The organism is Pseudarthrobacter sp. MDT1-40-2, assembly GCF_059383595.1.
Genome location: NZ_JBWZCL010000002.1, coordinates 867,997 through 894,532, shown reverse-complemented (window position 1 = coordinate 894,532; position 26,536 = coordinate 867,997). Strand labels below are relative to the sequence as shown.

General features: G+C 63.7%; 26 protein-coding genes. 9 read left to right on the top strand and 17 right to left on the bottom strand.

Annotated features, from left to right (window positions below):
• Positions 1 to 172: 172 nt before the first annotated feature.
• From AC50X5_RS10380 to AC50X5_RS10370, 3 genes are all read left to right on the top strand, one after another.
• Positions 173 to 1,522, top strand: coding sequence for an ATP-binding protein (locus AC50X5_RS10380; RefSeq protein WP_494976092.1), 1,350 nt, complete (start codon positions 173 to 175; stop codon positions 1,520 to 1,522).
• Positions 1,523 to 1,604: 82 nt separating this feature from the next.
• On the top strand, positions 1,605 to 3,965 hold the full coding sequence (locus AC50X5_RS10375; protein WP_494975989.1) for a hypothetical protein: 2,361 nt from the start codon (positions 1,605 to 1,607) through the stop codon (positions 3,963 to 3,965).
• 63 nt (positions 3,966 to 4,028) lie between these two features.
• Positions 4,029 to 5,270 carry a low temperature requirement protein A gene (locus tag AC50X5_RS10370; protein ID WP_494975988.1) on the top strand — a complete coding sequence of 414 codons (1,242 nt, stop codon included), beginning with the start codon at positions 4,029 to 4,031 and terminating at the stop codon, positions 5,268 to 5,270.
• A gap of 12 nt (positions 5,271 to 5,282) precedes the next feature.
• Here AC50X5_RS10370 and AC50X5_RS10365 read toward each other — a convergent pair whose 3' ends face one another.
• Together AC50X5_RS10365 and gluQRS are read right to left on the bottom strand one after the other, a co-directional pair.
• Positions 5,283 to 5,906 carry an HD domain-containing protein gene (locus AC50X5_RS10365; RefSeq protein WP_494975987.1) on the bottom strand — a complete coding sequence of 208 codons (624 nt, stop codon included), beginning with the start codon at positions 5,904 to 5,906 and terminating at the stop codon, positions 5,283 to 5,285.
• A gap of 42 nt (positions 5,907 to 5,948) precedes the next feature.
• Positions 5,949 to 6,836 carry a tRNA glutamyl-Q(34) synthetase GluQRS gene (gluQRS, locus tag AC50X5_RS10360; protein ID WP_494975986.1) on the bottom strand — a complete coding sequence of 296 codons (888 nt, stop codon included), beginning with the start codon at positions 6,834 to 6,836 and terminating at the stop codon, positions 5,949 to 5,951.
• Between the two features lie 378 nt (positions 6,837 to 7,214).
• Here gluQRS and AC50X5_RS10355 point away from each other — a divergent pair, with 378 nt between their 5' ends.
• Complete coding sequence (locus AC50X5_RS10355) at positions 7,215 to 7,676, top strand: Lrp/AsnC family transcriptional regulator (protein ID WP_494976091.1); 462 nt, start codon at positions 7,215 to 7,217, stop codon at positions 7,674 to 7,676.
• Positions 7,677 to 7,820: 144 nt separating this feature from the next.
• A complete protein-coding gene (locus AC50X5_RS10350) occupies positions 7,821 to 8,456 on the top strand; it encodes a hypothetical protein (RefSeq protein WP_494975985.1) in 636 nt (211 codons plus the stop codon).
• 9 nt (positions 8,457 to 8,465) lie between these two features.
• Here the strand turns inward: AC50X5_RS10350 and AC50X5_RS10345 are convergent, their stop codons facing one another.
• From AC50X5_RS10345 to AC50X5_RS10335, 3 genes are all read right to left on the bottom strand, one after another.
• Complete coding sequence (locus AC50X5_RS10345) at positions 8,466 to 8,837, bottom strand: nuclear transport factor 2 family protein (RefSeq protein ID WP_494975984.1); 372 nt, start codon at positions 8,835 to 8,837, stop codon at positions 8,466 to 8,468.
• Between the two features lie 70 nt (positions 8,838 to 8,907).
• The gene (locus AC50X5_RS10340) at positions 8,908 to 9,153 is read right to left on the bottom strand and encodes a putative antibiotic biosynthesis monooxygenase (protein ID WP_494975983.1); all 246 of its coding nucleotides are present in this window, start codon (positions 9,151 to 9,153) and stop codon (positions 8,908 to 8,910) included.
• Between the two features lie 62 nt (positions 9,154 to 9,215).
• Positions 9,216 to 10,145, bottom strand: coding sequence for an NAD(P)/FAD-dependent oxidoreductase (locus AC50X5_RS10335; RefSeq protein ID WP_494975982.1), 930 nt, complete (start codon positions 10,143 to 10,145; stop codon positions 9,216 to 9,218).
• A gap of 77 nt (positions 10,146 to 10,222) precedes the next feature.
• Here AC50X5_RS10335 and AC50X5_RS10330 point away from each other — a divergent pair, with 77 nt between their 5' ends.
• The gene (locus AC50X5_RS10330) at positions 10,223 to 10,837 is read left to right on the top strand and encodes a helix-turn-helix domain-containing protein (protein ID WP_494975981.1); all 615 of its coding nucleotides are present in this window, start codon (positions 10,223 to 10,225) and stop codon (positions 10,835 to 10,837) included.
• Between the two features lie 7 nt (positions 10,838 to 10,844).
• Here AC50X5_RS10330 and AC50X5_RS10325 read toward each other — a convergent pair whose 3' ends face one another.
• The 3 genes from AC50X5_RS10325 to AC50X5_RS10315 form a co-directional block, all read right to left on the bottom strand.
• Positions 10,845 to 11,807: a hypothetical protein gene (locus tag AC50X5_RS10325; RefSeq protein ID WP_494975980.1), complete on the bottom strand. Its 963-nt coding sequence runs from the start codon at positions 11,805 to 11,807 to the stop codon at positions 10,845 to 10,847.
• 9 nt (positions 11,808 to 11,816) lie between these two features.
• Positions 11,817 to 12,317 (bottom strand): DUF456 domain-containing protein, encoded by a 501-nt coding sequence (locus AC50X5_RS10320; RefSeq protein ID WP_494975979.1) that lies wholly within the window; start codon positions 12,315 to 12,317, stop codon positions 11,817 to 11,819.
• 149 nt (positions 12,318 to 12,466) lie between these two features.
• Complete coding sequence (locus tag AC50X5_RS10315; RefSeq protein ID WP_494975978.1) at positions 12,467 to 13,756, bottom strand: MFS transporter; 1,290 nt, start codon at positions 13,754 to 13,756, stop codon at positions 12,467 to 12,469.
• Positions 13,757 to 13,856: 100 nt separating this feature from the next.
• Here AC50X5_RS10315 and rraA point away from each other — a divergent pair, with 100 nt between their 5' ends.
• Both rraA and AC50X5_RS10305 read left to right on the top strand, forming a co-directional pair.
• The gene (gene rraA, locus AC50X5_RS10310; protein ID WP_494975977.1) at positions 13,857 to 14,357 is read left to right on the top strand and encodes a ribonuclease E activity regulator RraA; all 501 of its coding nucleotides are present in this window, start codon (positions 13,857 to 13,859) and stop codon (positions 14,355 to 14,357) included.
• A 139-nt stretch (positions 14,358 to 14,496) separates the two neighbouring features.
• On the top strand, positions 14,497 to 15,933 hold the full coding sequence (locus AC50X5_RS10305) for a sugar porter family MFS transporter (RefSeq protein WP_494975976.1): 1,437 nt from the start codon (positions 14,497 to 14,499) through the stop codon (positions 15,931 to 15,933).
• Between the two features lie 20 nt (positions 15,934 to 15,953).
• Here the strand turns inward: AC50X5_RS10305 and AC50X5_RS10300 are convergent, their stop codons facing one another.
• From AC50X5_RS10300 to AC50X5_RS10275, 6 genes are all read right to left on the bottom strand, one after another.
• On the bottom strand, positions 15,954 to 16,481 hold the full coding sequence (locus AC50X5_RS10300; protein WP_494975975.1) for a GNAT family N-acetyltransferase: 528 nt from the start codon (positions 16,479 to 16,481) through the stop codon (positions 15,954 to 15,956).
• Between the two features lie 128 nt (positions 16,482 to 16,609).
• Positions 16,610 to 17,560 (bottom strand): manganese catalase family protein, encoded by a 951-nt coding sequence (locus AC50X5_RS10295; protein ID WP_494975974.1) that lies wholly within the window; start codon positions 17,558 to 17,560, stop codon positions 16,610 to 16,612.
• Between the two features lie 225 nt (positions 17,561 to 17,785).
• Entirely contained in the window at positions 17,786 to 18,544 is a 759-nt protein-coding gene (locus tag AC50X5_RS10290) for an iron ABC transporter ATP-binding protein (protein ID WP_494975973.1), read from the bottom strand.
• Positions 18,541 to 19,602, bottom strand: a complete 1,062-nt coding sequence (locus tag AC50X5_RS10285; RefSeq protein WP_494975972.1) for an iron chelate uptake ABC transporter family permease subunit — start codon at positions 19,600 to 19,602, stop codon at positions 18,541 to 18,543. Before AC50X5_RS10285 ends, AC50X5_RS10290 begins: the two co-directional genes overlap by 4 nt.
• Positions 19,595 to 20,602, bottom strand: a complete 1,008-nt coding sequence (locus AC50X5_RS10280; protein ID WP_494975971.1) for an ABC transporter permease — start codon at positions 20,600 to 20,602, stop codon at positions 19,595 to 19,597. The genes AC50X5_RS10285 and AC50X5_RS10280 overlap by 8 nt, the downstream gene beginning before the upstream one ends.
• Before the next feature lie 26 nt (positions 20,603 to 20,628).
• On the bottom strand, positions 20,629 to 21,579 hold the full coding sequence (locus AC50X5_RS10275; protein WP_494975970.1) for a siderophore ABC transporter substrate-binding protein: 951 nt from the start codon (positions 21,577 to 21,579) through the stop codon (positions 20,629 to 20,631).
• Between the two features lie 290 nt (positions 21,580 to 21,869).
• Between AC50X5_RS10275 and AC50X5_RS10270 the strand changes: the two genes are divergently transcribed.
• Positions 21,870 to 22,625: a S1 family peptidase gene (locus AC50X5_RS10270; protein WP_494975969.1), complete on the top strand. Its 756-nt coding sequence runs from the start codon at positions 21,870 to 21,872 to the stop codon at positions 22,623 to 22,625.
• 4 nt (positions 22,626 to 22,629) lie between these two features.
• Here the strand turns inward: AC50X5_RS10270 and AC50X5_RS10265 are convergent, their stop codons facing one another.
• From AC50X5_RS10265 to AC50X5_RS10255, 3 genes are all read right to left on the bottom strand, one after another.
• Positions 22,630 to 23,190, bottom strand: a complete 561-nt coding sequence (locus tag AC50X5_RS10265; RefSeq protein ID WP_494975968.1) for a pyridoxamine 5'-phosphate oxidase family protein — start codon at positions 23,188 to 23,190, stop codon at positions 22,630 to 22,632.
• Between the two features lie 132 nt (positions 23,191 to 23,322).
• Positions 23,323 to 24,465 carry a mannitol-1-phosphate 5-dehydrogenase gene (locus AC50X5_RS10260; protein ID WP_494975967.1) on the bottom strand — a complete coding sequence of 381 codons (1,143 nt, stop codon included), beginning with the start codon at positions 24,463 to 24,465 and terminating at the stop codon, positions 23,323 to 23,325.
• Positions 24,465 to 26,528: a PTS mannitol transporter subunit IICBA gene (locus AC50X5_RS10255; protein WP_494975966.1), complete on the bottom strand. Its 2,064-nt coding sequence runs from the start codon at positions 26,526 to 26,528 to the stop codon at positions 24,465 to 24,467. Before AC50X5_RS10255 ends, AC50X5_RS10260 begins: the two co-directional genes overlap by 1 nt.
• Between the last annotated feature and the right edge of the window lie 8 nt (positions 26,529 to 26,536).

The following is a 26,536-nucleotide window of genomic DNA, read 5'->3' as shown; positions in this document are numbered from 1 at the left end:
CACCCGGGATCCCCTCAAAAGGAACCCGGGTGTCGCCGTCGGTGGCTGCTTGCCCACTGGCGTAACGAAGCGCCAGGCAGGTGGCGCAAGGGTGACTATCGCCTATGCTCAGCAGCATGCCGCACTCCGCGGCTCTGCCCAGTTCAACGACGAACCACCCGGGAGACACCACATGACAACCTGGCGGATCAGGGACTTCCATTCAAGCGACCTGGACGGCATCCTGCACTTGTGGGAGACGCTCAAGGCCTCCAATGTGGAGCCGGTCTATGCCCTTTCCGAGGTGCTGGCCTCCTGCGAAAAGGACCACGCGGTGGTGGCGGTGCAGGGCGAGACGGTGGTGGGCGCGGCCGTCGGACGGGCCGCACATGATCAGGGCTGGATCGTTTTCCTGGCCACGCTGCCGGAAAACCGCGGCCAGGGTATTGGCACCTCGCTGCTGGCCGCCGTCGAGAACCGGATGGCCCCGCATGGACTCAACAAGCTGTCCGCGCTGATGCCCGAGGCGGAAACGCGCGTTGAGGCGTTTGTCAGCCGAGGCTTCGCGCTGAAGAAGAACCTCCGGTATTTCGAGCGAACCATTCCGGTCCAGCGGCAGGAGCTGGGCGCGTTGGGGCAGCTGGGCGGCCGCGTACTGGCGCGGGACCTCTGGGAGAACGTTGCGGGCATGCGCAGGGAAAAGGAGCTGCTGGAACGACGCCTGGTCCTGCCGCTCGCCGAGGCCGATCTGGCGGATGAATACGGCGTGGTCCCGCCACGCGCGGTGGTGCTGTTCGGTCCACCCGGCACCGGCAAAACCACGTTTGCCAAGGCGATTGCATCCCGTCTCGAGTGGCCCTTCGTGGAGGTGTTTCCGTCCCGGCTCGCCGCCGATCCGAAGGGCCTGGCCGGTGCACTCCGGGAAACCTTCCTGGAGATTTCCGAGCTGGAACACGCTGTGGTGTTCATCGACGAGGTGGAGGAGATCGCGTCTCAGCGCTCCGGTGAACCGCCGTCGCCGCTGCAGGGCGTCACCAACGAGCTGCTCAAGATCATTCCGGCATTCCGCGAACAGCCGGGACGGCTGCTGGTTTGCGCCACCAACTTCATTCGCGCACTTGACACCGCATTCCTTCGCCACGGCCGCTTCGATTACGTCATTCCCATCGGCCTGCCGGACGCGCAGGCCCGCGAGGCCATGTGGCAGCGGTTCATTCCGCCCGCGGTGCTGGATATCGTTGACGTGGCGCTGCTGGTGGAGCGGACGCATGGATTTTCGCCCGCGGACATTGAGTACGCGGCACGGAGCGCCTCCCAGCGCGCCCTGGAAAACGTTGTTTACGGCAAGGACAGCCACGGCGGCACCGCCACCGGCGTCACGTCAGCTTCCTCCGTCACCGTTGAGGAGGCCATGCGGAAGACCGTCCGAAAGGGCCCCACCACTCAGGATTACCTTGACGCAATCGGGGAAACCCGGACCACGGTGAGCGAGGAGGTCCAAAGGGACTTCCTCGAGGACATAGGCTCGCTGGGGCGGGTCTAAGGCTGCCGCTGGCCCGGAGAGTTATCCACATAGCGTGCACGGGGAGTGCGGTCACGGCGCACCGTTTGGCAGGATGGCCGGTATGACGGCCACCCTCGAAGAGAACCCCGGCAAACACAACGCCGGTGAGCTGATCACGGCTGCCATGATCCTGCGTCAGCAGATAGTTGATACGGACACCGCTACCGCCGGCGCTGGTTCCGTGGCCGGCCAAATCCCTGGAGTATGGCAGGGAACAGATGCCTCGGCATGCACAGCCCTGCTGAACGGCATCCGGCAGCATCTCAAACGCGTCTCGGAAAACCTGCTGGGGCAATTGGCCGGGGTGGATCGTTACCGGCAGGACCTGGAGGGGATTTCCCGCTCGTTCAGCCCACTCCGTACCCGCATTGAACTGGCCAGGGAATGGCTGCGCCAGCACCCCGATCCGGCCTCGTCCGGCATGATGTATCCGCGCGGCCTGAGTGCTGACACTGAAGTTGCCTATGTGCGGCTACTCGCTGAGCGCCGGGTCCGTACTGAGGAGATAGCCAGCTGCCAGCGGGACATCGAAGGCCTCTGGGAGCAACGCCGGGACGCAGACCGGGCAGCCGTTGCCGCCTTGGCCACCCATCGCGTGAGCGATTGGAAGTCGGCACGACGGCAACTTGTGGAGTTCGGCATCGCCGATCCCCGCAGGGCCGGCCCGGCACAGGTAGCGGAAGTCATGGCTACCAGGTCCCGGGACATTCTCCGCCGCCACCCGCCCACCGGTGAGTCCTATACTCAGCTCAAGGACCTCCTGGACGCCTACGGCTATTCCGCCGAACACATGGACGCCTTCTTCACAGCCCTCGGCGGCGCAGAGGCCGCCCGGCTCGTGGGTTCCTTTCCCGCGTCCCGGGACGGCAGGCCGGGCTCCGAATCCTCCAGCTTCCCGCAGGCCATGCGGTCGGCCTTCGTGCTGGCCTCGCAACGCTGGGATGACTTGGAGTCCGCCGCTATGGCTTCCGGGCTGCTGCCGGACATTGGACTCGAAACCCTCAACCGCCCGGACTTCGACGCAGGCATGGTCCAGGACCTTAGGACGGGACATACGGGCCTGGCCTACCTGCTCTCCGGCGCTGCCATCGGAGCTCCACTGGCCTTGGCACTGGCCCGCCGGGTTGACCAGCGGGAACGGATCCAGGACTCGCCGGTCCAGACGGGAACCTCCACCCCCCTCCCCTCGATCATCCAGGCAGAAACAGGCCAAGCAGGGGCAGCAGACCGAGCAGCTGAACGTCTCCGCGATCCGGCAGGGCTGGTGTTCAGCCAGTTGGCCCATTCACCCGAAGCGTCGCACGCTTTCCTCACCGAGGCGGACGGGGCAGACCGCATCCGCCACTGGTACGGCCGGGACTGGCAGGCAGCGAACGGGAACGACGCTGATCGTTTTGAAGGCGCACTCGCGGTCTGGGCCTCTGCCTCCATCCATCCGGCCGGTCTCGACAGCGCGGACTGGGACCAGCTGGCCGCAGGATCCGGGCTCATCATCACCACACTGGCTAACAACCCGCACTTTCAGCAGGATGGCCTCAGCCCCGCCGCCGTCGAATCACTGACCTTTGCTGTCGCCATCCAACTGCCAGGCCTGCTCGAATCAAGCTTCCTTGAGGACGCCGGAGTCAATCCGGGCGACGCCATCACCACGGACATCCGGATGCCTGACGGTTCATCCCGGCGTGCTGCCGTGCTGGATGAGGAAGAGGTGTCTGCGGTCATCGGCCGCATCTACGGAAGCGGAGGAGGCGGGGCCATGGATGTGTTCGCGGCGGACTACTCGGCGGCATTGGCCCGGCATGCCCGGGGCACGGACAACCCGATTGATGTGCTCGGGGCCGGCAAGCGGCTGGTCCATTTGCACGCCCTTCTGGACGCCGCGTCAGATGGCGCCGGCATTGTGGCAGGGGCTGACCAGGATGAAGCGGCAAAAGCCGTGATCAAACCGGTTGAGTCTGCGGTTGGGCTCATTCCGGTCAAGAAGCTGATCCCGAAGTTTAGTGACTTGCCCAAACCTGTGCAGGATGGCCTGCTGGGTCTTGTGGATAAGGGGGCCAATGAGGGAAGCACCTTAGCGGAAACCCTGTGGGCGAGCAATGAAAAGCATGCTATTGCTGCGGCTGACAGGTCTGAGGAATTGCGCACCCTGCAGCTCAAGGCCGCCGTGATGGCAACCCTCGCCGGGGCATTTGACATGTCCGTAGAAGGCCCCGTCCAGCCTGTCAGCGGCCAGGACATGGATGACTACCGGACCTGGATTGCCCAGTTGGAACCCGTCCTGGACCAGGAGATTGAGGCCCGGTACAACCTCTTAGCGGACAGGGCAGGGGTGAGTCGCAGTCACTACCCTGAGAGCACCGCCTCGATCATGGCGACTTACGACGACAGCTACGCACATTTGCGCGATGCAGTTACCAGATAGCCCCATCTGCATCGGTGGCGGGTACTGTACATTCGCAGCCACCCCGTAGAAAGGGCACACCGAATGCCGTTCACTTCCCGCCGCGTCCTCCCTCGCATGGGCGGACGGGATCCGCACGAGCCGCATCGCTCGGCCACTCCACTGGAGCTGTTCTTCGACCTGACCTTCGTCATTGCCTTCAGTGTGGCCTCCAACCAGTTCGCGCATGCCATCGCCGAAGACCACCTGGTCCCGGGGCTTATCGGTTTTGCCTTCGCGATGTTCGCGGTGAATTGGGCATGGATCAACTTCACGTGGTTTGCCAGCGCCTATGACACCGACGACTGGATTTTCCGCCTCATCACCATGGTCCAGATGGTGGGCGTTCTGATCCTGGCGATGGGAGTTGAGCCGCTTTTCCACTCACTTGTGGAAGGCAAGCATGTGGACAACGCCGTCATGGTCCTGGGCTATGTTGTGATGCGGGTGGCCCTGATTTTCCAGTGGTTGAGGGTGGCCCGTCAGGATCCGGATCACCGGCATGTAGCACTCCAGTACGCGGGTTACCTGGCCGTTGTGCAACTTGGCTGGGTGGCGGTGATTTTTATCGACGTCCCTGTCCTCGCTACCTTCCTGATGATCCTGCCGCTGTTCGTCATGGAGATGGCAACACCCGTGATCGCCGAGCGCAGAACCAAGACCCCCTGGCATGCCCACCACATTGCCGAGCGCTACGGCCTCCTGGCCATCATCGCGCTGGGCGAATGCCTGATCGGCGCCATCGAAACCCTGCGGGTCATCGTGGCACTCCACGGATGGAGCCTCAACGCGGCGCTGGTGGGGCTTGGCGGAACCGGTTTGGCGGTTGCGCTTTGGTGGGTGTACTTCACGTTGCCAAATGGCGAGGCCCTCCATGTCCGGCGCGAGAAATCATTCGTCTTCGGCTACGCCCACATGCTCATCTTCGCCGCCATCGCCGCCGCGGGGGCCGGCCTGCACGTGCTGGCGTACTACATTGACCACGAAGCACATGTCAGCGCGGCTGTGGCCGTGGCCAGCGTGGCCATCCCCGTCGCGGTATTCAAGATCGCCCTGACCTGGGTCTACGGTTCATTGACCGGCTTCGAGCCGCGGAACCTCGTGATGACAGCCGTGGTGGTGGCATCGTCCGGGCTTGGCGTCGCCCTGGCAGCTGCCGGGCTGCCCGTTACTGTCTGCCTTCTGGTGATCGTAGCCGGTCCGGCCTTCGTGATAGTGGCGGACGAGGCCGCCGGCCGGAAATGGCGTGAAACCGATTTGGCCCGGCTGCAAAGCCGGGCAGGCTGACCGGACGAAAAGCTAGTCCGTCACCTCATCGAGATCCGTCAGGTCTTCGAGGTCGGTCAGTTCTTCCAGTTCGGGCAGCAGGGAAGGGTTGATCCGCTCAAGGATCAGCCGGACCTCTTCGGCGGGAACTGCCGTGTACAGGACGGGCCGGGCCTCGGAATAGCGCGTGACTGGCGGCTTGTCCGGCCACTTTTCGGCCAGCGCCCGGACCCTTTCCGGCACGGAATTGTGGGCGTTGTCCGCGATCTTGACCAAGGTGGCGTCGTGGTCCTTGGCAATTTCACGCATGATGCCTTGGTAGTCGTCAGGGTTGTCGTACATCCGCCGGGTAACGCGTTCAATGATTCCCACCGCACGTTCAGAGACGCCCATGTCCAGCAGCGCCTGCCGGGTGATGGGAGTGTCCTCGGCAATATCGTGCAGGTACCCGGCGATCTGGATGTCGTCGTCGAAATCGGCCAGGGCATCCCCTACCGCCAGCACGTGATCGCGGTAGGGTCGCTTGAGTTTGTCCTTCTGGCGGTTGTGGGCCACCTCGGCCAGGACACGGGCAGTTTCGACGGTAAAACGCGGAGAGGCAGTACCTGCGGGATTTGAGGCGTACGCGGACTCTTCAGGAGCAGGGGTTTGGGACATGCCTTCCAGATTACCCGGCTGCCCCCAAACCTGGCCTTTCCCTTAAAGCCCGGGCATTCCCTTCCAGATCCACGGGTCCCGGGGCAGCTTCGCAGGATCAAAACCGGCGAGCGCGGCCTCGAGGGTTTCCGGCAGGCCCAGGGATGCCAGCACGAAGGCGGCCACATCGGCGGCGGAGTGGCCTTCGAGGGCGAGGTCCGCCAGGGTGACGGCGCCGTCGCGCTTGGCCAGCCGGGCGCCGTCCGCATTGAGTACCAGGGGAACGTGGGCGTAGTCCGGCACCGGATATCCCAGCAGTGACGCCAGGTAGGCCTGCCGCGGTGTGGACGGCAGGAGGTCGTCGCCGCGGACCACCTGGTCCACGCCCTGCCCGGCGTCATCCACCACCACCGCGAGGTTGTAGGCCGCAACACCGTCGTTGCGGCGCAGCACAAAATCATCCACCACCCCGGTGAACCCGCCATGCAGGACGTCGCTGACGGAAAGTTCTGAAACCCCGGAGCGCAGCCTGATCGCGGCCGGGCGCACGGCCCGCCGGGCATCGCGCTCCTCTGCAGACAAATCCCGGCACGTGCCCGGATAGGCGCCCTGCGGTGCGTGCGGGGCGGAGGGCGCTTCCTGTATTTCACGCCGGGTGCAGAAACATTCGTAGGCCAGGCCGGCCGCGGCAAGCCAGTTGATTGCGTCCGCATAGAGAGATTCCCGGTCCGTCTGGCGCACCACGTCGCCGTCCCATGTGACGCCCACAGCCTGCAGGTCCCGCAGCTGCACGGCTTCGGCGCCTGCCCGGGCCCGGTCCAGGTCCTCCACCCGGAGCAGGAAGGTCCGTCCGGTGGAACGTGCGAAGAGCCAGGCCAGCATGGCAGTGCGCAGGTTGCCGACGTGCAGTTCGCCCGAAGGGCTGGGGGCGAAGCGGCCTGCGAAAGTCATGCCCCAAGCCTATGCCGCCATGCACAAGAGCCCCTCAGCTACAGAACGCTGCGGACACTTCCGCGGTTCGGTGGCTCAGGGGCCCTTGCCGTGCCACTCGCCGGGCGGTGGCACTTGTGAACAAGTCGTTCGAATGACAGAGGGGCTAACGGACGTTGGTGTGAACAAGAGTCAGTCAGCGGCAGCGTCCTTGCGGGATGCCTGGTCCAGGGTCCGGGTGGTGTGCCGGGTTTCCTGTAGCCTGTGCGGGATTCAGCGTTCGCCGTTGTCCCTGTTGCCACTATTTGAGCAGGAGTCATACAGTTGGCACAACAAGCACGAAGCCGACCGGTCAATCTGACCAGTACTTGCCGGCAGTAGATTCCGAAAGTGGGCACTTTGCAGATCCTTGACACCACCGACCGCCGTATCCTGATGGCGCTCGACGACGATCCCCGCCTTCCCATCATGGTCCTGGCCCAGCGGCTGGGCCTTGCGCGCGGAACTGTCCAGTCGCGACTGGAGCGGATGACGGCGTCGGGCGCTCTTCGTCCCAACAGCAGCCGCGTGCTTCCTGCCGCGATGGGCAGGGGCGTGGCCGCAGCGGTCAGTGCCGAGCTGGACCAGAGCCACCTGAACGAGGCGATTGCCGCGCTGCGTAAAATTCCCGAAGTCCTCGAATGCCACGCACCCGCCGGCGACACCGACCTGCTGATCCGTGTGGTGGCCGCCAGCCCCGATGACCTCTACCGGGTGTCCGAAGAAATCCGGCTTTGCCCGGGCATTGTCCGTACCTCCACCAGCATGTTCTTGCGTGAGGTGATCCCCTACCGGACCACGGGCCTGCTCCGCGAAGCGTAAAGGTGCAGATTGGCACCTCTCCCCCATCGCCGCCGTCGGGAGCGTCCGGCTAGGGTGGAGGCAGACTCAAATCGGGGGACACATGGCAGGGAACGACAACATCACCCGCAGGTTCCTTGACGGCTTCGACGTGGAGGCCCACCAGTGAACCGGCTCCGCACCGGCGTCGCCCTTGCCGCCCTAACAGCTATCCTCGGCGCCTCCGCCTGCGCCTCCCCCGGAACCAGTCCCGGGACCCGTCCTGTACCCACTTCCCAAGGGAGTTCCATCGACACCTCCGAGTACTCCACCCTGGACGCCGCCGGCGTGGACCGCATCCGGCAGACCCTCCAGGCCAGGCTGGACATGACTTCCGGAGCGCTGGTGAAGTTTGCGGTGGGCCTCGACGGCGGGAGCTTCGGCCCGGAAATCGACACGCAGGATGCGGGGCTGCTTAACCTCACCATCGACGCACCGGACGGCCGGCTCGAGGCCGAGACGGACCGCATCCGCTTCAATACCACCGCCGTCCGGAACGATTTCAGTGTGGTGACCTACTTCCTCACAGCAGACTCTCCCGAGGACTACTTCGCGCTGATCCGCGACGGCGTGGAACGCTACGGCATCGATGCCGCTGACGCCGAGCGCTGGATCGCCTCCGCCGAGGCCGATCCGGCCAGGGAGACCTCCTACTCCCTGACACCCGGGACCGCCATTGGCCTGGAGGTCAACTACGACCTAAGGTACGACGGCGGCAAAGACACCCAGGTGATCTTCGTCAACGTGATGCCGCTGCCGTAGCTGGACGCGTTAGGGAGCTCCCTGGCTGCCGTCCTCCATGAACCATTCAGTGAATTCCGCCGCTCGGCCTTCCGGCGTGAGTCGGATGATCCAGAGGTTGTGATAGCTGGGCGGGTCCCCCAGGTAGTCCGTGTAACCCTGGACGAAGGCAAGGTCCCCGTCGGTCCCGAGCAATTTCCAATCGAAGGTCCAACCCCCGGGTTCGTCCTTGGCCTCCAGCCAACGCTCAACGATTTGCTCGCGCCCGATCCAGGGGTCGGGGTCGTGTGGCCTGGTGGCGTACACAGCGTTATCACTGAAAAGCGCCCCTATATCTTCCGGTTCGTTGGTCGTCCATGCAGAAATGTACTTCTGCATCCAGGACGTGATTGCCTCACTCATTTCTCCGTTGTACTCCGGGGCCGCTATAGCCACAAGAGCCGAGTGGGAGAAGTGCTGGCCTCTCGGCTTCTCATCGACGCCGGTGCATTATCAGGGTGCGCAGCCGGTGAAGCTGCGGCATGATGCCGTAGATAACGATGGGAACAGCAACGGTGGCCAGGATAAATGTCCGCAGGACGGGATTCAGCGTGGCCAGCCAGTCTCCGAGGACGAGGTTGATGGCGGTCAAGGTGGGGAAAACAGCGAGCCAGATCATCAGCGCCAGCTGGTGCTTTGTTGGTGGTGCAGGGCGAGTGGTTGTTGAAGTACTGGACATAGGAGCTCCTTGATAGCTTTTCTCTTGGGGTTGGAAATTCGCTGAGGTCGGAAAGGCTGGGGCTAGAAGCCCATATTGAAGGCCTTGACGGCTCTTCTGACGTCCTCGTCCACCAGGTCGGCGTTGATAGCCATGGCTGTAGCGGATCCTTCGCCGGCCGCCGTAATGACCTGGGCCCGCGGATTGGCCACGTTGCCCGCTATCCATACCCCCGGAACGGTGGTTTTGCCTGTCCCGTCTTTGACGGCCCACCCGGTTTCATCTATTTCACAGCCGAGGCCGGCGAGCAGGTCATTGTTCGGAACGAAGCGCGGCGGCACGAACAGGACGTCGCGTGGGATGATCCTGCCGTCGTCCATTTCGATGCCTTGCAGGCGGTCATCTTCCGTCCGGATGCCGGTGATGCCGCCTTCCACAATTCCGATGGCACGGGCAACCAGCTCTGAGCGTTGCGCGGGTGTCAGGAACCCGGCTGGTACGAACAAGACGACGTCCTTCGCCCATTGCCGGACGATCTGTGCATACCGGAGGGTGTCCGGTGAACCGCCCAGGACACCCAGCTGCTGGTCACGGACTTCGTAGCCATGGCAATACGGGCAGTGGAGCACATCCCGCGCCCATCGGTCGGCAAGGCCGGGGATAGCTGGCAGTTCATCGCGAAGTCCGGTGGCAACGAGGAGGCGCCGGGTGGAAAAGCGCCGGCCGTCCGCCAGTAGCACCCAAAACCCCGAGCTGCCGGCCGGGACCAGTTCGGTGACAACCCCGCCGGCGATTTCGCCTCCGTAGCCTTCCACCTCGTTCCGCCCCAGGGACAGGAGCTCAGCGGGCGGCAGGCCGTCACGGGAAAGGAAGCCATGCATATGGGTTGCCGGGGCATTGCGGGGTGCACCGGAGTCGATGACAAGGACTTTACGGCGGGCGCGGGTCAGAACCAGTGCCGCGGACAATCCTGCGGCGCCACCGCCTACTATTACTACGTCGTATTCATTCATGGCTTCAGATTCATCCGGAATTCCAGTCCCGGCAACAATCGTTGCTGATTTCGGGAAAAAGGAGGTTGGATAAGCATGTGAATGATCAACCAGTAGGAATTGCCGCCGCGCTTGACCAGGTGGGGCTACGGCTCAAGCGCCTTCGCAGGAAGCGTGGTGTGACCTTAGCCAGCCTCGCAGCAGCCACTGGTATTTCTAAAAGCACCTTGTCCCGGCTCGAGTCCGGGCAGCGGCGCCCCAGTCTGGAGCTGCTCCTGCCTTTGGCTCAGGCTTACCACGTGCCACTTGATGAGTTGGTCGGGGCACCTGAAGTCGGTGATCCCCGGATCCGCCTTAAACCCCTCAACGCCAACGGCAGGACAGTCATCCCGCTGACCCGCCAGCCGGGTGGCATGCAGGCGTGGAAGATCGTCATCCCGACGTCCAAGTCCGAGCCCACCCTCAAGACGCACGAAGGCTATGAATGGCTTTACGTCCTTTCGGGTCGCATGCGCCTTGTCCTCGGCGACCATGATCTGGTCCTGGGACCGGGGGAGGTAGCCGAGTTCGATACGCACGTACCCCATTGGTTCGGCAGCACGGGAGATCAGCAGGCAGAAGTACTCAGTGTCTTCGGAGGCCAAGGCGAGAAGATGCACGTCCGCGCGAGAGCGAACAAGCAGCGTAACGAGCAGCACGAAAGACCGCTCTGAGAGTCCCCTACTCGCCGTGCAGCTTGTTCCAGTCCTGCTCCCACAGCCTTCGCTCTTCGACGTCCTTCCGGATGATCTCCAGCTCGGATTCCACCGGCTTACCGCGAAGCCAGTCCCGGGGGTTGAGTGTCTTGCGGCCATTGTCCAGCAACAGCAGCGCCCGGTCGGAAAGGGCATCGTTGCGCAGCATCACGTGGGTCTTGCGACGCCGGAGAATTTCACCGAGTGCGCAGTCCGCCTTGGCCCGCGCGCCCAGCCGACGCAGTGCACGCGCCCTGAGAAGCAACAACGCAGCGGCAACGTCGTCGGAATTCAGCAGCCCTTCGGTCCAGATCACCACTTCCTTGTCTCTGCCCAACGCGAAGGCCAGTGCACAGCGTGCCAACGCCGTAGGTAGCGACGGCGGCAGATTCTTCAGTGCCTGGAGCGCGGCTTCCAGCTGCCCGGTTTCCCGTAACGCGTGTGAGAGAGTCAGGAACACTGACTCCTGGCTGAACAGCACGGGGACTTCGATGCGGTCGGCAACTTCCACCCGGGTGACCACCTGCGAAAGGTAGGCGAAGGCATACTGGTTCGCTTCGTCGTCGTTCCTGGTTGCCAGCCCGCGCTGGAGGAGCTCGCAGGCGTACAGGTACCTGCCGTGCTGATATGCCAAGAGGCCCGCCATGACATAGCACAGTCCGGCCCAGCCGGGGTAGGAGCGGGCCACCACAAGCAGCCGTCCCGGTTCCCTGCTAGTGAAGATGGCATCGTGGACGGCTTTGGCAGCTTTACCCGGCCGGAGCCTCAGCCTGGGGACAACACCATCCACGGATATCAAGGTATGGTCGCGGCCTCCCAGCACGCCTTGGACCAGCCCGCCCAGGCTGCCGGCAAGATCAGTTACCGGAGTGCGGAAGCGGGGATGCCCAAAGGGCGTAAGGTCACGGGTATCCCTGTAAATCGGCGCTCCAGAATCCCCCGCGGTCATTCCTCCATGCTACGTCGCCGCAGCGACCCACAGGCCAATCACCCAGGCGCTGGCCGCCAGGCACGCAAGGCCGAATTCCACCAGGATGCCCAGCCCGGTTGCTTTGAGGGCGGTCCAGCTGGTGGTGGTGGCGGTGCGGAAATTCCGTGTCCGGGCCAGTTCGCTGAGCAGCAGTCCGGCGGCGAAACCCACAAACAGCCCCACTACCGGAATGACGAACATGCCCACCACGCCGGCCACTACACCAATCACCACGCTACGGCCGGGGATGGCGTGCTGCTTCATCTTCCGGCCGGTGAGCACGGCGCCGGCAGCCATCCCGACTGCCACAAACACCACGCCGATCGCGAAGACCACCCAGCCCACTGCGCCGGCACCACCCCAAATGGCCCATGCGAGCAGGGCCGCACCGACGAGGATGCTCCCGGGCAGTACGGGAATGATCGTCCCCGCCACACCCACCAGGATGGCAAGGCCGCAAAGGACGGTTACAACAGTTTCCTGGGTCATGCTCCCCAGTTTATGTGCCGGACCAACGCCCGGCTGTCCCAGCCAGTCCGTGCCCGCGGCCGTCACCGCCCGTTTCGATGGTTCCGTTCAGGGTCGATGCCCGGGGACATCGACTGGACACGGAACCATCGAAACGGCGGGAGGGCGGTCTAAGCGACGGACTTGATCTTCACCACGAACACGGCGCCCAGCAGACCGATCACGGCCGCCGTCGTAAAGAGCGTGACGTAACCACCGAGGAAGGTGAGGGAAACGTACGCCAGCATCGGGGCGAAGACCTGGGGCAGTGAGTTGGCCACGTTGATCACGCCCATGTCCTTGCCACGGCTGATGGCGTGCGGAAGAACCTGGGTGAGCAGTGCAAAGTCGACGGCGAGGTAGGCGCCGAACCCGATCCCCAGCACTGCGGCCCCCACCAGCGCACCGGCCCATACCGGGAAGAACGCCATGATCAGGGCCGCGAGCGCGATGGTGGCGGAGGAGCCGATGACGAATGGTTTCCGCTTGCCGGTGCGGTCACTCCATGGCCCGGCCAGCACGGCCGTCACCATCACCATCACGGCGTAGATGCCTGTCAGGATCAGGACGCCCAGCGCAGGATCCTCGTGCTTGATGACGTCCCGCAGGAAAAAGAGCAGGTACACGATGGTCAGTTGGTTGCCCACGTTAACCAGGAACCGGGTCAGCCACGCCCATGCAAAATCCGGGTAGCGTGCCGGGCTGATCCAGAAGCCGCGGGCGAAGGTGGCCAGATGGAAGGGCTCGCGGGCTTCGCGGGGCAGCGGCGGATCGTTGCGGTGGAAAAGGTAGGGCAGTACGGAGAGAAGGAGGGCGGCTGCGCAGAGCCAGTAGCCCACCATGTAGTTCCCGCTGACGACGGCGCCGAAGATTGCTCCGAGCAGGATTCCCGCAGTTTGTCCCATGGCAGCGAGCCCGCCCACACCGCCGCGCTGGAGAACGGGAACGCGATCCGGCACGGCGGCGGTGATGGCGGCGTAGGCCGCATTCGCGCCCAGCTGCACGAGGCACCAGCACAGCACTATCAGGGCCACAGCACCGGCGCCGGACATGGCCAGGAGAGCCGCGGTTGCCAGGACGGCGCCGGCGAGGACCCAGGGCGCGCGGCGGCCAAATCCGGACACAGTGCGGTCAGACAGTGCGCCGAACAACGGATTGGCCACCAACGAGACAGCGGCGCCGCAGCCTGTGACCAGGGAAAGAATGGCTTCCTTGTTTTCCGGATCGATGCCGATGGCCTGCTGGCCGATGAAGACGTTAATGGGCCCGAAGAACGCAGCATTGATGCCTACATTGACCAGTACCAGGCCGGTGATCCAACGGGGCGTGACTTTGGCGATGGGGTCAGCGAGTGCCGATGGCTGTGCGGGCGGAACGGCTCCGGAGTTTGGCGCCGAAGCAGGCGTATCGGACAGGCTCACTGCGGGCTCCCCAGAACGGTTCTTAACGTGTGGAATCAGACTATCGTGGGGCATCTGCGCATCATCGCTTTCGTCCACTTTTTGACCAACAGGAGTAGCCATGGCTGAACCAGATACCACCCCGCTCCCCCGGGACGTCGTCAACACCGCGGACCTTTACGACGAACGCGGTGAGGACTTGGACTCCGTTTCCCTGCAATTCCAGTCCCTGGGCGGCCGGACCCATTTCAACGGACCGGCTCGCACCATCCGCTGCCTGGAGGACAATGCTCTGGTGAAATCTGTTCTGGGCACTCCCGGAAACGGAGCCGTACTGGTGGTGGACGGCGGCGGATCGCTGCGTACCGCCCTCATGGGGGACATGATCGCCGCGAGCGCCGTGGCAAACGGTTGGGCCGGCGTCGTTATTAACGGCGCCATCCGGGACCGGGAAGCCATTGCACAGCTTAATCTGGGTGTGAAGGCACTGGGCAGCAACCCCCGCAAGAGCAGCAAGGCTGGCGCTGGGGAGACCGATGTGGACTTGGAGCTGGACGGAGTCCGGATCCGCCCGGGTGCGATGGTCTGGTGCGATCCGGACGGGATCCTGGTGGAACGCTGAGGCGCCCGGCCGCTGTAGGGACCTTGAAAATGTACACTTCGTCTCATTTACCGGCCTTTGACTCAGGAAGCAAGCCTCTTGGTGTAAGACTAGGGACGCCCCGACGGGCACAGACCTGATTTTTACACCGAGGAGCGTTATGACCGCCGCCGCAGGGCAACTGTCCACCAAGATTCCGGGGCGGGTGATCTGGCTGGCCCTGGCAGGGGCGGTGGGCGGGTTCCTCTTCGGCTTCGATTCCTCAGTAGTCAACGGCGCCGTAGATGCCATCCAGGACGGGTTTGCCCTGTCCGAGGCAGTCACCGGGTTTGCCGTTGCCGTGGCCCTGCTCGGTTGCGCCGCGGGCGCCTACCTTGCAGGCAAGGTGGCCGACCGTTACGGGCGTATCCCGGCCATGAAGCTGGGCGCCCTCCTCTTCCTGGTCAGCGCGATCGGCACCGGCTTTGCCTTCGGCGTCTGGGACCTGATCTTCTGGCGCCTGGTGGGCGGGCTGGGCATCGGCCTTGCATCCGTGATCGCACCGGCCTATATCTCTGAGATTTCTCCCCGCCAGGTCCGCGGCCGGTTGGCCTCCCTGCAGCAGCTCGCCATCACCACCGGTATTTTCGCGGCACTGCTTTCGGATGCGTTATTCGCCAACGGGGCGTCCGGCGCGGACCAACCGTTCTGGTTGGGCATTGAGGCCTGGCGGTGGATGTTCCTGGCCGGCGCCGTACCTGCCGTCGTGTACGGCTGGATCGCCTTCACCCTGCCGGAATCTCCGCGCTTCCTGGTGTTCCAGGGCAAGGAGGACGAGGCGCGGAAGGTGTTCGATTCGATCGCTCCCGCCGAGGACACGGACCGGCACATCCGCGAGATCCGAGAAGCCATCGAGATGGACAAACTCGCCGGCAAGGAGGGCTCCCTCCGCGGAAAGACCCTGGGCCTTCAAGGCGTGGTCTGGATCGGCATCATTTTGTCGGTGCTGCAGCAGTTCGTCGGTATCAACGTGATCTTCTACTACTCCACGACTCTTTGGAAAGCCGTTGGTTTTCAGGAGAGCGACTCCCTGACCATCTCCGTGGCAACCTCCGTTACCAACATCCTGGTGACCCTTGTGGCCATCGCCTTGGTGGACCGGATTGGCCGTCGGCCCATCCTGCTGACCGGCTCGATCGGCATGGCCGTGTCCCTCGGCGTGATGGCTGTGGCGTTTTCGCAGGCCGTGGGCACCGGCGAGGACATCTCGCTGCCGGGCGCATGGGGTCCCGTAGCCCTGGTGGCCGCAAACGTCTTCGTCATCAGCTTCGGTGCATCCTGGGGCCCGCTGGTGTGGGTGCTGCTGGGCGAGATCTTCCCCTCCAGGATCCGTGCCCGGGCGTTGGGCCTGGCCGCCGCAGCGCAGTGGATCGCCAACTTTGCCATCACGCTGAGCTTCCCCGTGATGGCTGCCGCCTCGCTCCCGCTGACCTACGCCATGTATGCCGTATTCGCCGCCGCATCGTTCTTCTTTGTGATGTTCAAGGTTCCCGAGACCAACGGGATGTCCCTGGAGCAGGCGGAAACGCTGTTTGTGCCGAAGGGTTCCAAGCGGTAAGCCTGAGGCTGCCCTGGCGTTCAGAGGCGCAGCTTCATGCCCTCATGGCTGGCGGTGAAGCCCAACCGCTCGTAGAACCGGTGCGCGTCGGCGCGGGATTTGTCCGTGGTCAGCTGCACCAAACCGCATCCACGACGGCGGGACTCATCAATAGCCCAGCGCACCATTTCCTGGCCCACGCCCTGGCCGCGGAGGCTGTCCGCGACGCGCACCGCCTCGATCTGGGAACGCAGGCTGCCTTTTCGGGACAAGCCCGGGAGGAAACTGAGCTGGAACGTCGCCACCAGCGTGGGCTCCTCGCCATCAGCCGGGTGCAGCTCGCCCACCACCAGCAAATGCCCCGGGTCGGCGTCGATGGCTACGAAAGCTGCCTCGTAAGGCGCCATGTCGGTCAGATCCTCGCGCGCTGCAGCGAGCGGGTCCTCCGCCACCAGGCGCACGATCGCGGCCAGGTCCTGGCGGGTTGCCGTCCGGAAGCGGACGGTCCCGCCGTCGACGTCGAGAGTCAGGAAGGCGGGGAACTCAGCTGCGGTGTCATCGGGAAACATGACCCCAGCAAATCACGACGTCGGCACTTACGGTGAGTGCCGACGTCGTGAACTGCTAACTGCTCCGGCGTCCGGGGCTGTGGACGTCACTGCCGCGACGGCGTCCTGGTCGCTGCAGCAGCGTTTCCCTAGCTCTTCGACACTGAGGGGGCATCCGCATCCTTGAGTTCCTGTTCGGCCACGGCTTGAATCAGCGCGAGCAATTCAGGATCCAGGCCGGGCGCGAATTCCTCTTTACGCTCCGGGGATATGGTCATGGGAAAACCACCGGGAATAACATCGGTGCTCAGTTCAGTCCCGTCATTGGACGGCGATGCCCCCCGGTAGAGCTTTCCTGCTTCACTTAGGTTGTCGGCACTAAAGGTGTATTGGATGCTTTGGAGCCCCTGATCCAGGAGCTTTTTGACTTCAGGGAACTGTTCGGCGTTGGTCTTGGGGATGGGGAGGACTTTCCCCCAGTCCACGCCCAGGCTCTCCAAAGCTTTGGCAAAAGCGTTCTCGTGCGCCTGGTCGCGGACGATCAGGTAAGCAATGGTGGACCGTGCGGTCTTGTTCTCGGTCATCTCATAGATGCGGCACTTCTGCAGACGACCCGTGGACTCCAGCATCAGGTTGTAGAGCAGGTCTAGGACCAGGTTTCCGCTGTTGTAGACATAAGAGCCGCTCCAGGGGTTGCCGGCCGCATCTACCGGCAGGGCACCCTGTGCCCCGACAAGGTAGTGATGGATATTGCTCGTATCGAGGGCAATCTTCAAGGGAGTTGCACCCTTGGCACCGGGCTCATCCACAGGATCCGTCTTCTTACCCTGGTACCGCGGGGATCCGTCCAGGAGCCGGGAGATGGTCGTGCCAATCAATTCAACGTGGCTGATCTCTTCTGTGCCCACTCCTTGGAGGAGGTCCTTGTAGGGCTTGGAAGCGGGGTCCCCACGGAAATTCATACTCTGGAACAGGTATTGCATCATGGTGCGCATTTCGCCGAACTGCCCACCAAGCCCTTCCTGCAGGGCGTTCGCAGCCGCCGGATCCGGCTCATCTGCTGCTATCTCGTTGATCAGAAGCTGTGTGTGCAGGTACATAGGACAATCCTCTTTCCATGGTAGGTATTCCTGGCGGGCCCCCGACCGGACCTCATAGCTGCTTGATTGACCGAGTGCCCCCACCATAACCACGCCTACCACCAATTTGGCAAGCATACTTACTAAAATTGCAGATTACCCAGCAGTGAAAGAGGACTGGTATCGCCCTGTCCGGAATCCTCATCCTCACCGTCGGTTCAGGAGGCAGCTGGCAGCGGGCAAGCCTCAGGCGAAGTACACGCCGATCCGGTTGCCGTCGATTTCCTCGATGCGGATGTCGATGTCATAGACGTCATGGAGCATGGCCTGTTGCATGATCCGGGCGGGGCTGCCCTGGTGGATGAGCCGGCCGTTCTTCATGGCCAGGATGGTGTCCGAGTAGCAGGACGCGAAGTTGATGTCGTGCACCACCAGGACGATGGTTTTGCCGAGGTCGTCGGCCAGCCGGCGGAGCAGGCGCATCATCTCCACCGAGTGCTTCATGTCCAGGTTGTTCAGCGGTTCGTCCAGAAGAAGGTATTCGGTGTCCTGGGCCAGCACCATGGCAATGTAGGCACGCTGCCGCTGGCCACCGGAGAGTTCGTCCACGAACTTGTCCGCCATGGGGGTCAGGTCCAGGTGGCCGATTGCCTCTTCCACTGCCGCCAAGTCCTCCACGGTGGGCCTGCCCCCGGAGTGCGGGAAGCGGCCGAACGCCACCAGGTCGCGCACGGTCAGGCGCATGGTGAGGTGGTTTTCCTGCCGCAGGATGGCCATGGTGCGGGCCAGTTCGCGGCTGGGCGTGGCGGCAACGTCCAGCCCGGCTACCGTCACCGTTCCGGATTCGAGCGGCTGCAGCCGGCTGATCAGGGAGAGCAGAGTCGACTTTCCTGCACCGTTGGGCCCGATGATCGAGGTGATCCCGCCACGGGGAATCTCGCAGCTGACGTCATCCAGCACCTTTTGGCCCCCAAAGCTCTTGGAGACGTTCCGGACGTCGATCATTTCAGCGAGCCTTTCAGCAGGAGGTAGAGGAACAGGATGCCCCCGGTGAATTCGATGACCACGCTCAGCGCGCTGGCGAAGCCGAAAACCCGCTCCAGGACAAGCTGGCCGCCCACCAGCGCCACAGAGCCGAGCAGCACCACAATGGGCAGCAGCCAGGCGTGGCTGAACTGCCGGCACAGCTGGTAGCCCAGGCTCACCACCAGCAGGCCGAAGAACGTCACCGGACCTACCAGGGCGGTGGAAACCGCTACCAGCAGCGAGCAGCCCAGCAGGCTCCACATCACCACGCGGCGGTGGTCCACGCCCACGTTGATGGCCACTTCGCGGCCAAGCGCCAAGACGTCCAGGGTGTGCCGGGCGCGCCATACAAAAACACCGACGACGCCGATGATCACCCCGGACACTGCCAGCAGGGACGGCTCCACATTGTTGAAGCTGGCAAAGAACAGGTCCTGCAGGATCAGGAATTCGCTCGGCGCCATCAGCCGCTGCAGCAGGGACGATGCGCCGCGGAACAGGCTGCCCAGGATGATGCCCACCAGGAGCAGCAGGTGGATTGAGCGGGTGGCCCCGGTGAACATCCAGCGGTATAACAGCGCGCTGAAGGCCACCATCAGCACCACTTCGATACCGAACTGGACAGTGGGCGGGGCAGCAACCACCGCTGCTGCACCCAGCATGAACGCCATGCCGGTCTGCGCCAGGATGTACAAGGCATCAAAGCCCATGATGGACGGCGTCAGGATGCGGTTTGCCGTCACCGTCTGGAACACCAGCGTGGAAACCCCCACCGCTACGGCAACCGCCAGCATCGACGCTACCTTCAGCGCCCGTCGCGGCAGCACGTAGCCCGCGTTGCCCTTCAGTTCGCTGAACAGGAAGAAACAGATGACGGCGACGGCGGCACCCAACAGAAGGCCGACCACCACCTTCGGCGGCGCATTCAGGAGGAAACGGCGCAGCCGGCCCGCCGCGATGCGGCCCCTTGCACCGGGGGCGGCGGCAGCACCGACGTCGGGCGTTTCGGTTTTGGCTTTGGTAGTGATGTCAGGCATTGCGTTTCCTCAGCAGCAGGGCCAGGAACAGGATGGCGCCGACGACTGCCATCACCATGCCCACCGGGACCTCGTAGGGGTAGCGGATGGTGCGGCCAATGACATCACAGATCAACACGAACCCGGCGCCGAAAAGGGCTGTCCAGGGCACGGCGCGGCGGAGGTTGTCGCCCACCATCAACGACACGATGTTCGGCACCACCAAGCCCAGGAACGGCACGGCGCCCACGGTGGTGACCACCACTGCGGAGATCAGTGAAACGATCACCAGCCCCAGGCGCATGGTTTTGGCGTAGTTTAGGCCCAGGTTGGTAGTGAAGTCCTGGCCCATGCCGGCGACGGTGAAGCGGTCTGCCGCGAGCATGCCCAGGACCATGAGAACGGCCACGATCCACAGCAGTTCATACCGGCCGCGGAGCACCCCGGAAAAGTCGCCCACCATCCAGTTGCTCAGGGTCTGGAGGAGATCGTAGCGGTAGGCGAAGAACGTGGTGACGGCGCCGATGATGCCGCCCAGCATGATGCCCACCAGCGGAACCAGGAGGGTGTTGCGCACGGGAAGCCGCCGCAGGACGGCCAGGAAGAGCGCCGTGCCGGCGACGGCGAACGCGCTGGCAACTGCCATCCTCACCAGCAGCGGGGACGCCGGGGCAACCACGGTTACCACCAGGATGCCGAGGGTTGCAGATTCCAGGGTGCCCACCGTGGAGGGCTCAACGAAGCGGTTTCGGGCCATGAGCTGCATGATGAGCCCGGCGACGGCTACGGACATGCCGGCCAGCACCACGGCCAGGGTGCGGGGCAGCCGGGAAATCCAGAACGTTGCGGTGGTGTTTGGATCACCGGCCAGGAGTGCCGGAAGCGACACATCGCTGACGCCTACGAACATGCTGCCGGCGGCGAGTGCCAGGACAACGACGGCGGCCGCAGCCAGGCCCGCGGGTACGCGGGCCTGGCTGCGGCTGCTCGGCGCCATGGTGCGCACTGCCGTGCCGGTCATTGCTGTGAAGCCAGGTTGGAAGGTGTTCAGACGAGCGAGTCGGCTACAGCATCGACCATGGACTGGACGTTGTTGAGGCCATAACCGACGATGTACCAGCTGGCCGGATCAAGGCTGATGACCTTGTTGTTCTTGGCGGCGTTGGTGGCTTTGACCAGTTCGTTGTCCAGGGTGGGATCAGCGGCGGCGGCTTCCGAACCAACAGCGGTGTCGCGGTTGATCACATAGAGGATGTCCGGGTTCACGTCCTTGATGTACTCAAAGGAAACAGCCTCGCCGTGGGTGCCTTCTGTCTTGACGTCTGCGGCTGTCGGAACGCCGAGCACATCGTGAATGATGCCGAAGCGTGAACCTGCACCGTAGGCCGTGACCTCGCCGCCGGAGGTCAGGACGATCAGGCCCTTTCCGGCGCCCTTCGCCTTGGCCTTGATTTCGTCAATGGTGACGTTCAGGGCAGCGAGCTTCTCTTCAACTTCTGATTCCTTGTTGAAGATCCTGCCCAGCGTTGCGGTCTGCTCAGCAAAGCTGTCCATCGGCTTGGCCTCGTCAATGGCGAGGTTGATCGTCGGTGCGATCTTACTCAATTCCTCGTACGCTCCCGCGGTGCGGCCGGAGATGATGATCAGGTCCGGGGCGCCGGCACTGACTGCTTCAAAGTCCGGCTCCTTGAGCGAGCCGATCTTGGCGTAGCTCTCTGCCGCGTACTGCTCCAGCGACTTGGGGTAGGCCGCCTCTGGAACGCCGGCGGGCTCCACGCCCAGGGCATTCATGGTGTCCAGCACACCGAGGTCAAAGGTGAAGACCTTTTCCGGGTTCACGGGAACGTTCCCGGTGGTGCCCGAGGCGTGCTCCACCGTAATGGTGCTGGCTGTACTGGCGGCCGGAGTAGCTTCGGCGCCGCCTCCGCAAGCTGTTACCGCCAGCAGGGCTGCGCCGGCCGCAAACGCCCCAAGGTATGTCGAAAACCGCTTCTTCACGTGTGCTCCCACCAATATTTAAGTCACAATTTTGTCGCCTAATTTCAGTTATGACCCTATAAGTAAGGCCAGGCTAAGTTCAAACCAGGACTGGCCCGAACGGTGAATCGTGAGAGAGGTCACCCTTCACGGGAAAATGACTAGTTTGTCAAAAGAGGTGACACGGATCACAACTGTTAGTACAGTCTCGGTTAGGTTGCACAGCGTGTGCGGCCCATCCACTGGAAAGACCCGGCAGGCGGTAACCCTGCCTGCCGCCAAGGGTCTACTTGCGAAGGAGCAAACCCGCTTTGAAGATCGCTCGCTTACTGGCCACGGCCGCAGCCACCGCCGCCCTCCTTGTCCCCCTGTCAGGCGCCAACGCAGCGCCTGCTCCCGGCGGAGACACCGCCAGCCCGGATATCGCGGGCGGCAGCAACACCACGATCTCCGCTGCGCCCTATGCCGCGCAGATTTCCTTCGATTCCACCGGCACCAACGTCGGCTGCACGGGCAGCCAGATCTCCGCGAGCTGGGTCATCACGGCCAAGCACTGCAATTCTGCTTCCCTGCAGTCCGTCCGCCTGGGGAGCACTTATCTGGAAACGGGCGGCACCGTGAAGACCGTGGCGGCCCGTTACGCCTCGAGCACCGGCGACGTCCTGCTCCTGAAGCTCTCCACTCCGCACTACGGCTCCTACGTGAGCCTCTCCAGCTCCTTCCCCGCGACAGGAACGGCCGCCAAGGTCTACGGATGGGGAGACCAGACCGAGGGTGCGGGCACCATGTCCTACAACCTGAAGACCGCAAACGTCACGGTCGCCGGCCAGGGCACGGACACGTACGGCGGGCCCTCCGTACGCACGCAGTCGCAGACGGGCCACACACTGGGCGGCGATTCCGGCGGGCCCCTAATTGTCAACGGCAAGCTGGTGGGCGTCCTCTCCACGTCCAGCATCCTGCCCGCACAGAACCCGTCCGACTACACGCGCTACTACAACGACCACGCATCCGTTTCCAAGAACCTTTCCTGGATCACCAGCGTGTCCGGAGTGGGCGCCTCGTAGGGACCTAAGGGACCGGGTCGTAGTCGTACGCCACAAGCCCGTCGATGCTGGCGCGGTTTTTGGTGACCCGGTATTGAGCGGTGCCGGTTATCCCTTTGCGCTTGAAGTATGGGCCGATCAGGTCTCGATGGCCTTGAAACGACATCAGGGGAACGCCCCAGCCGCAGGAGTCGGAGACGCGGGCCACGTCAACCACAATGACGGCCCTGGCCTCGTCCTGATCCGCGAAGTGCCGCGTGAGTGACTCGAACTCGTCGTCATACCGGCTGACGACGCGCCCGGTGCCGTGCAGGCGCACGATGTTCGGCGGGCCCTCGAACGCGCAGAACATTACAGTGATGCGGCCGTTCTCCCGGAGGTGCGCGATCGTTTCGCTGCCGCTGCCCGTAAGGTCCAGCCACGCGAAGGTCCGCTCATCCAGGACCGCGAAGGTTCCGGGCATTCCGCGGGGCGAGAGATTGATCTGTCCGTTAGCGGAGAGCGGCGCGGTCGCCACGAAAAAGACCGGCTGCCGTGCGATGAATCCCCTCAACCGCTCGTTGATTGCTCCGTGTACTTTGCCCATGAAGAACACGCTCCCACGGGCCGGGGTCCTGTTCAAACCTGTCTCAGGAAGCGGCCTGCCGGAGAACATAAAGCGCTCCCCCAACGCCGGCAGTATGCCGGCGTTGAGGGAGCGCTTGCGGAAGTAACAACGTCAGGCGACGCGTTCCTCAACCAGGCGGCACACGGCGTCGAACAGCGGGTGATCCGGCGTGAGTCCAGTGATCTTCTCCGTGGCCTCAGCGGGAGTGGAGGAGCCCAGGATCCCGGCGAGCTCGGTGGCTTCGGCGTCGGAAGGATCGTTAAACCGCAGGGCTGCCGCTATGCCGCCCAGCAGCGCCTCCGGCACGATCCCGCGTTCGGCCAGTTCAGCTGCCGGGCCGATGAACCGTTCGTGCCGGCTCAGTTTGCGCAACGGCGCCCTGCCTACCCGGTGCACCGTGTCCGGCAGATGTGGATTGGAGAACCTGCGCAAGATCTTCTGCACGTAGGCTTCCTGCTCGTCATTGCTGAAGCCATGCTTGGCCACCAGCAGCTGCTTGGTCTCCTCAAGAACAGCACGGACATCCTCGGCAACGTCCTGGTCCGCCATAGCCTCCGAAATTTTTTCCAGCCCTGCGGCGAAGCCGAAGTACGCTGCCGAGGCGTGCCCGGTATTCACCGTGAAAAGCTTGCGTTCAATGTACGGGGACAGGTCGTCCACGAAGGTTGCCCCGGGAATCACCGGCGCCTCCGGACCAAACGGCGTCCTGTCGATGACCCACTCGTAGAACGTCTCCACCGTGACATCCAGGCCTTGCCCCGCTTCCTGGTTTGGGACGATCCGGTCCACGGCCGTGTTGGCAAACACCGCGCGGCCGGCCAGCGAACCGGCAGCATCATCCCAGAGCTCCCTCACGGCGTCCCGCAGGATGTCCGTGGCGTTGATCGCGTTCTCGCAGGCCATCACCTGCAGCGGCGCGGCATCGCTAGCCCGGGCGGCAATCCCACCGGCGATCAGCGGAGCGACGAACTTGAGGATGTGCGGACCCACCGCGGTGGTAACGACGTCGGCACTTGCGATTTCTGCCACCACCTGCGCTTCGTGGGTGCTGGAATTCAGTGCCCGGAAGTTGCTCACCGTCTTGACGGCAGGCGCCTCCCCCACCTCGTGCACGTCGTAGCTGTCCGCCGCGGCCAGCTGGGAGATGAGGGTGTCCGCGACGTCCGCGAACACCACCTCATACCCGGCATTGTGGAGGAGCAGTCCCACAAACCCGCGGCCGATGTTGCCGGCACCGAAATGAACAGCCTTCACTAGGAATTGACCTTTCCGAAGAGGTCCAGGACTTCATCAACAGTGGTGGCCGCTTCAAGCTTTGCCACCTGTTCCTTGTTGGTGAAGACCTTGGCGATCGAGGACAGGATGTGCAGGTGTTCGTTGTTGACGCCGGCGACGCCCACCACGAACTTGACCTCCTTGCCGTTCCAGTCGATCCCGTTGGGGTAACGAACCACGGACACGGCGGACTTCATGATGTGGTTCTTGGCGGCGTTGGTGCCGTGCGGGATGGCCAGGAAGCTGCCCATGTAGGTGGAGACGGATTCCTCACGCTCGTGCATTGCCTCGACGTACGCAGTGTTTACCGCGCCGCGGGCCAGGAGCAGCCGGCCGGCTTCGTCAATGGCCTCGTCACGGGTGGCGGCGGTGCCGTTGAGCACCACGCTCTCACCAACCAGGATTTCCGACGCCGGAGCAGCCTCAGTGGCGACGACTGAGGACTGTGCATCCAGCGGAGCATCGGCAGCATGGGCGCCATGCCCGCCAGCCCCTGCAGCACCAACAGTGCCGGCAGCAGCAGCGCCGGCTGAAGTGCCGCCGTCGCCCTCGCCTTCAGCAGAAGACTCCGTGTTGCTTTCTTTGACCAGTTCCACGATCTCGTCATAGCGCGGGCTGTTCATGAAGTTGTCCACGGAGTAGTGCCGGGCGCTTCCAGTGGCAGGACGGGCACGTTCGGTGAGGTCCTGGTGCGTAATCACAACGTCGTACGTATCGCTCAGGCTGGCGATGGCCGAGTTGGTGACCTTGACCTCCGGGAATCCGGCAGCCTTGATCTTGTTCCGCAGCACCGAGGCACCCATGGCACTGGAGCCCATACCGGCGTCGCAGGCAAACACTATGTTCTTGATGGGACCGGCCATCACAGCGGTACCACCGCCGGTCAGGGCAGAGGAGACCGAGCTCTTTTTGCCCTTCATGTCCTCCATGCGGGAGGTAGCGGCGGAGAGGTCGCCGTCGTCGCGGTTCTTGGAGGTCCGCAGGATCACCGCGGCCACCAGGAAGGAGACCGCCGTGGCCAGCACAACGGCGAGGATCACTCCGAGGTAACTGTCACGGGACGTCTGTGCCAGGACTGCGATGATGGATCCCGGGGCAGCCGGGGCAACCAGGCCCGCATTGGTGATGGCCAGTGTTGCGATGCCGGTCATGCCGCCGGCGATGGCTGCGACGATCAGGAGCGGCTTCATCAGGACGTACGGGAAGTAGATCTCGTGGATGCCGCCGAGGAAGTGGATGATGATTGCACCCGGAGCGGAAGCCTTGGCAGCACCGCGGCCGAAGAACATGTAGGCCAGCAGGATGCCCAGGCCGGGGCCGGGGTTGGCCTCGAGCAGGAACAGCATGGACTTGCCCTGCTCCAGGGACTGCTGGACGCCCAGCGGGGTCAGCACGCCGTGGTTGATGGCGTTGTTCAGGAACAGGACCTTGGCCGGCTCAATGAAAATGCTTGTCAGCGGAAGCAGCCCGTTGTTCACGAGGAACTGGACCACATTGCCGGCGGCCGTGCTGAACGCTGATACCAGTGGCGCGATTCCGTAGAACCCCAGCATGGCCAGCAGCGCACCCCAGATGCCGGCGGAGAAGTTGTTCACCAGCATCTCGAAGCCGGGGCGGATCTTGCCCTCCCACAGCATGTCAATCTTCTTCATGGTCCAGCCGCCCAGCGGACCCATGATCATGGCGCCGATGAACATGGGAATGCCTGCACCGACAATGACGCCCATGGTTGCGATGGCTCCCACCACGCCGCCGCGGACGTCATAGACCATCCTGCCACCGGTGTAGGCAATAAGGAGTGGCAGCAGGTAGGTGATCATGGGGCCAACCAGGCCGGTCCACGGCTCACCGTCGGCGTTGGTGCCGAAGCCGCCAAGCTGCGGGACCGGGAACCAGCCCTTCTCGATGAAGAGGGCGGTGATGAGGCCCCAAGCGATGAACGCCCCAATGTTGGGCATGATCATGCCGGACAGGAACGTCCCGAACTTCTGGACGCCAACCCGCACGCTGGTGCGGGGTTTCGCAACTGTCTGCGTTGCCATGTTCTTTC

Excerpts from the sequence above, each read along its gene's own strand:
- AC50X5_RS10365 (WP_494975987.1), bottom strand. The coding sequence starts at position 5,906 with ATGTCCCAAACCCCTGCTCCTGAAGAGTCCGCGTACGCCTCAAATCCC.
- AC50X5_RS10285 (WP_494975972.1), bottom strand. The coding sequence starts at position 19,602 with ATGCCTGACATCACTACCAAAGCCAAAACCGAAACGCCCGACGTCGGT.
- AC50X5_RS10265 (WP_494975968.1), bottom strand. The coding sequence starts at position 23,190 with ATGGGCAAAGTACACGGAGCAATCAACGAGCGGTTGAGGGGATTCATC.
- AC50X5_RS10375 (WP_494975989.1), top strand. The coding sequence starts at position 1,605 with ATGACGGCCACCCTCGAAGAGAACCCCGGCAAACACAACGCCGGTGAG.
- AC50X5_RS10345 (WP_494975984.1), bottom strand. The coding sequence starts at position 8,837 with ATGAGTGAGGCAATCACGTCCTGGATGCAGAAGTACATTTCTGCATGG.
- AC50X5_RS10255 (WP_494975966.1), bottom strand. The coding sequence starts at position 26,528 with ATGGCAACGCAGACAGTTGCGAAACCCCGCACCAGCGTGCGGGTTGGC.
- AC50X5_RS10295 (WP_494975974.1), bottom strand. The coding sequence starts at position 17,560 with ATGTACCTGCACACACAGCTTCTGATCAACGAGATAGCAGCAGATGAG.
- AC50X5_RS10325 (WP_494975980.1), bottom strand. The coding sequence starts at position 11,807 with ATGACCGCGGGGGATTCTGGAGCGCCGATTTACAGGGATACCCGTGAC.
- AC50X5_RS10300 (WP_494975975.1), bottom strand. The coding sequence starts at position 16,481 with ATGTTTCCCGATGACACCGCAGCTGAGTTCCCCGCCTTCCTGACTCTC.
- rraA (WP_494975977.1), top strand. The coding sequence starts at position 13,857 with ATGGCTGAACCAGATACCACCCCGCTCCCCCGGGACGTCGTCAACACC.
- AC50X5_RS10305 (WP_494975976.1), top strand. The coding sequence starts at position 14,497 with ATGACCGCCGCCGCAGGGCAACTGTCCACCAAGATTCCGGGGCGGGTG.
- AC50X5_RS10280 (WP_494975971.1), bottom strand. The coding sequence starts at position 20,602 with ATGACCGGCACGGCAGTGCGCACCATGGCGCCGAGCAGCCGCAGCCAG.
- gluQRS (WP_494975986.1), bottom strand. The coding sequence starts at position 6,836 with ATGACTTTCGCAGGCCGCTTCGCCCCCAGCCCTTCGGGCGAACTGCAC.
- AC50X5_RS10320 (WP_494975979.1), bottom strand. The coding sequence starts at position 12,317 with ATGACCCAGGAAACTGTTGTAACCGTCCTTTGCGGCCTTGCCATCCTG.
- AC50X5_RS10340 (WP_494975983.1), bottom strand. The coding sequence starts at position 9,153 with ATGTCCAGTACTTCAACAACCACTCGCCCTGCACCACCAACAAAGCAC.
- AC50X5_RS10335 (WP_494975982.1), bottom strand. The coding sequence starts at position 10,145 with ATGAATGAATACGACGTAGTAATAGTAGGCGGTGGCGCCGCAGGATTG.
- AC50X5_RS10380 (WP_494976092.1), top strand. The coding sequence starts at position 173 with ATGACAACCTGGCGGATCAGGGACTTCCATTCAAGCGACCTGGACGGC.
- AC50X5_RS10290 (WP_494975973.1), bottom strand. The coding sequence starts at position 18,544 with ATGATCGACGTCCGGAACGTCTCCAAGAGCTTTGGGGGCCAAAAGGTG.
- AC50X5_RS10370 (WP_494975988.1), top strand. The coding sequence starts at position 4,029 with ATGCCGTTCACTTCCCGCCGCGTCCTCCCTCGCATGGGCGGACGGGAT.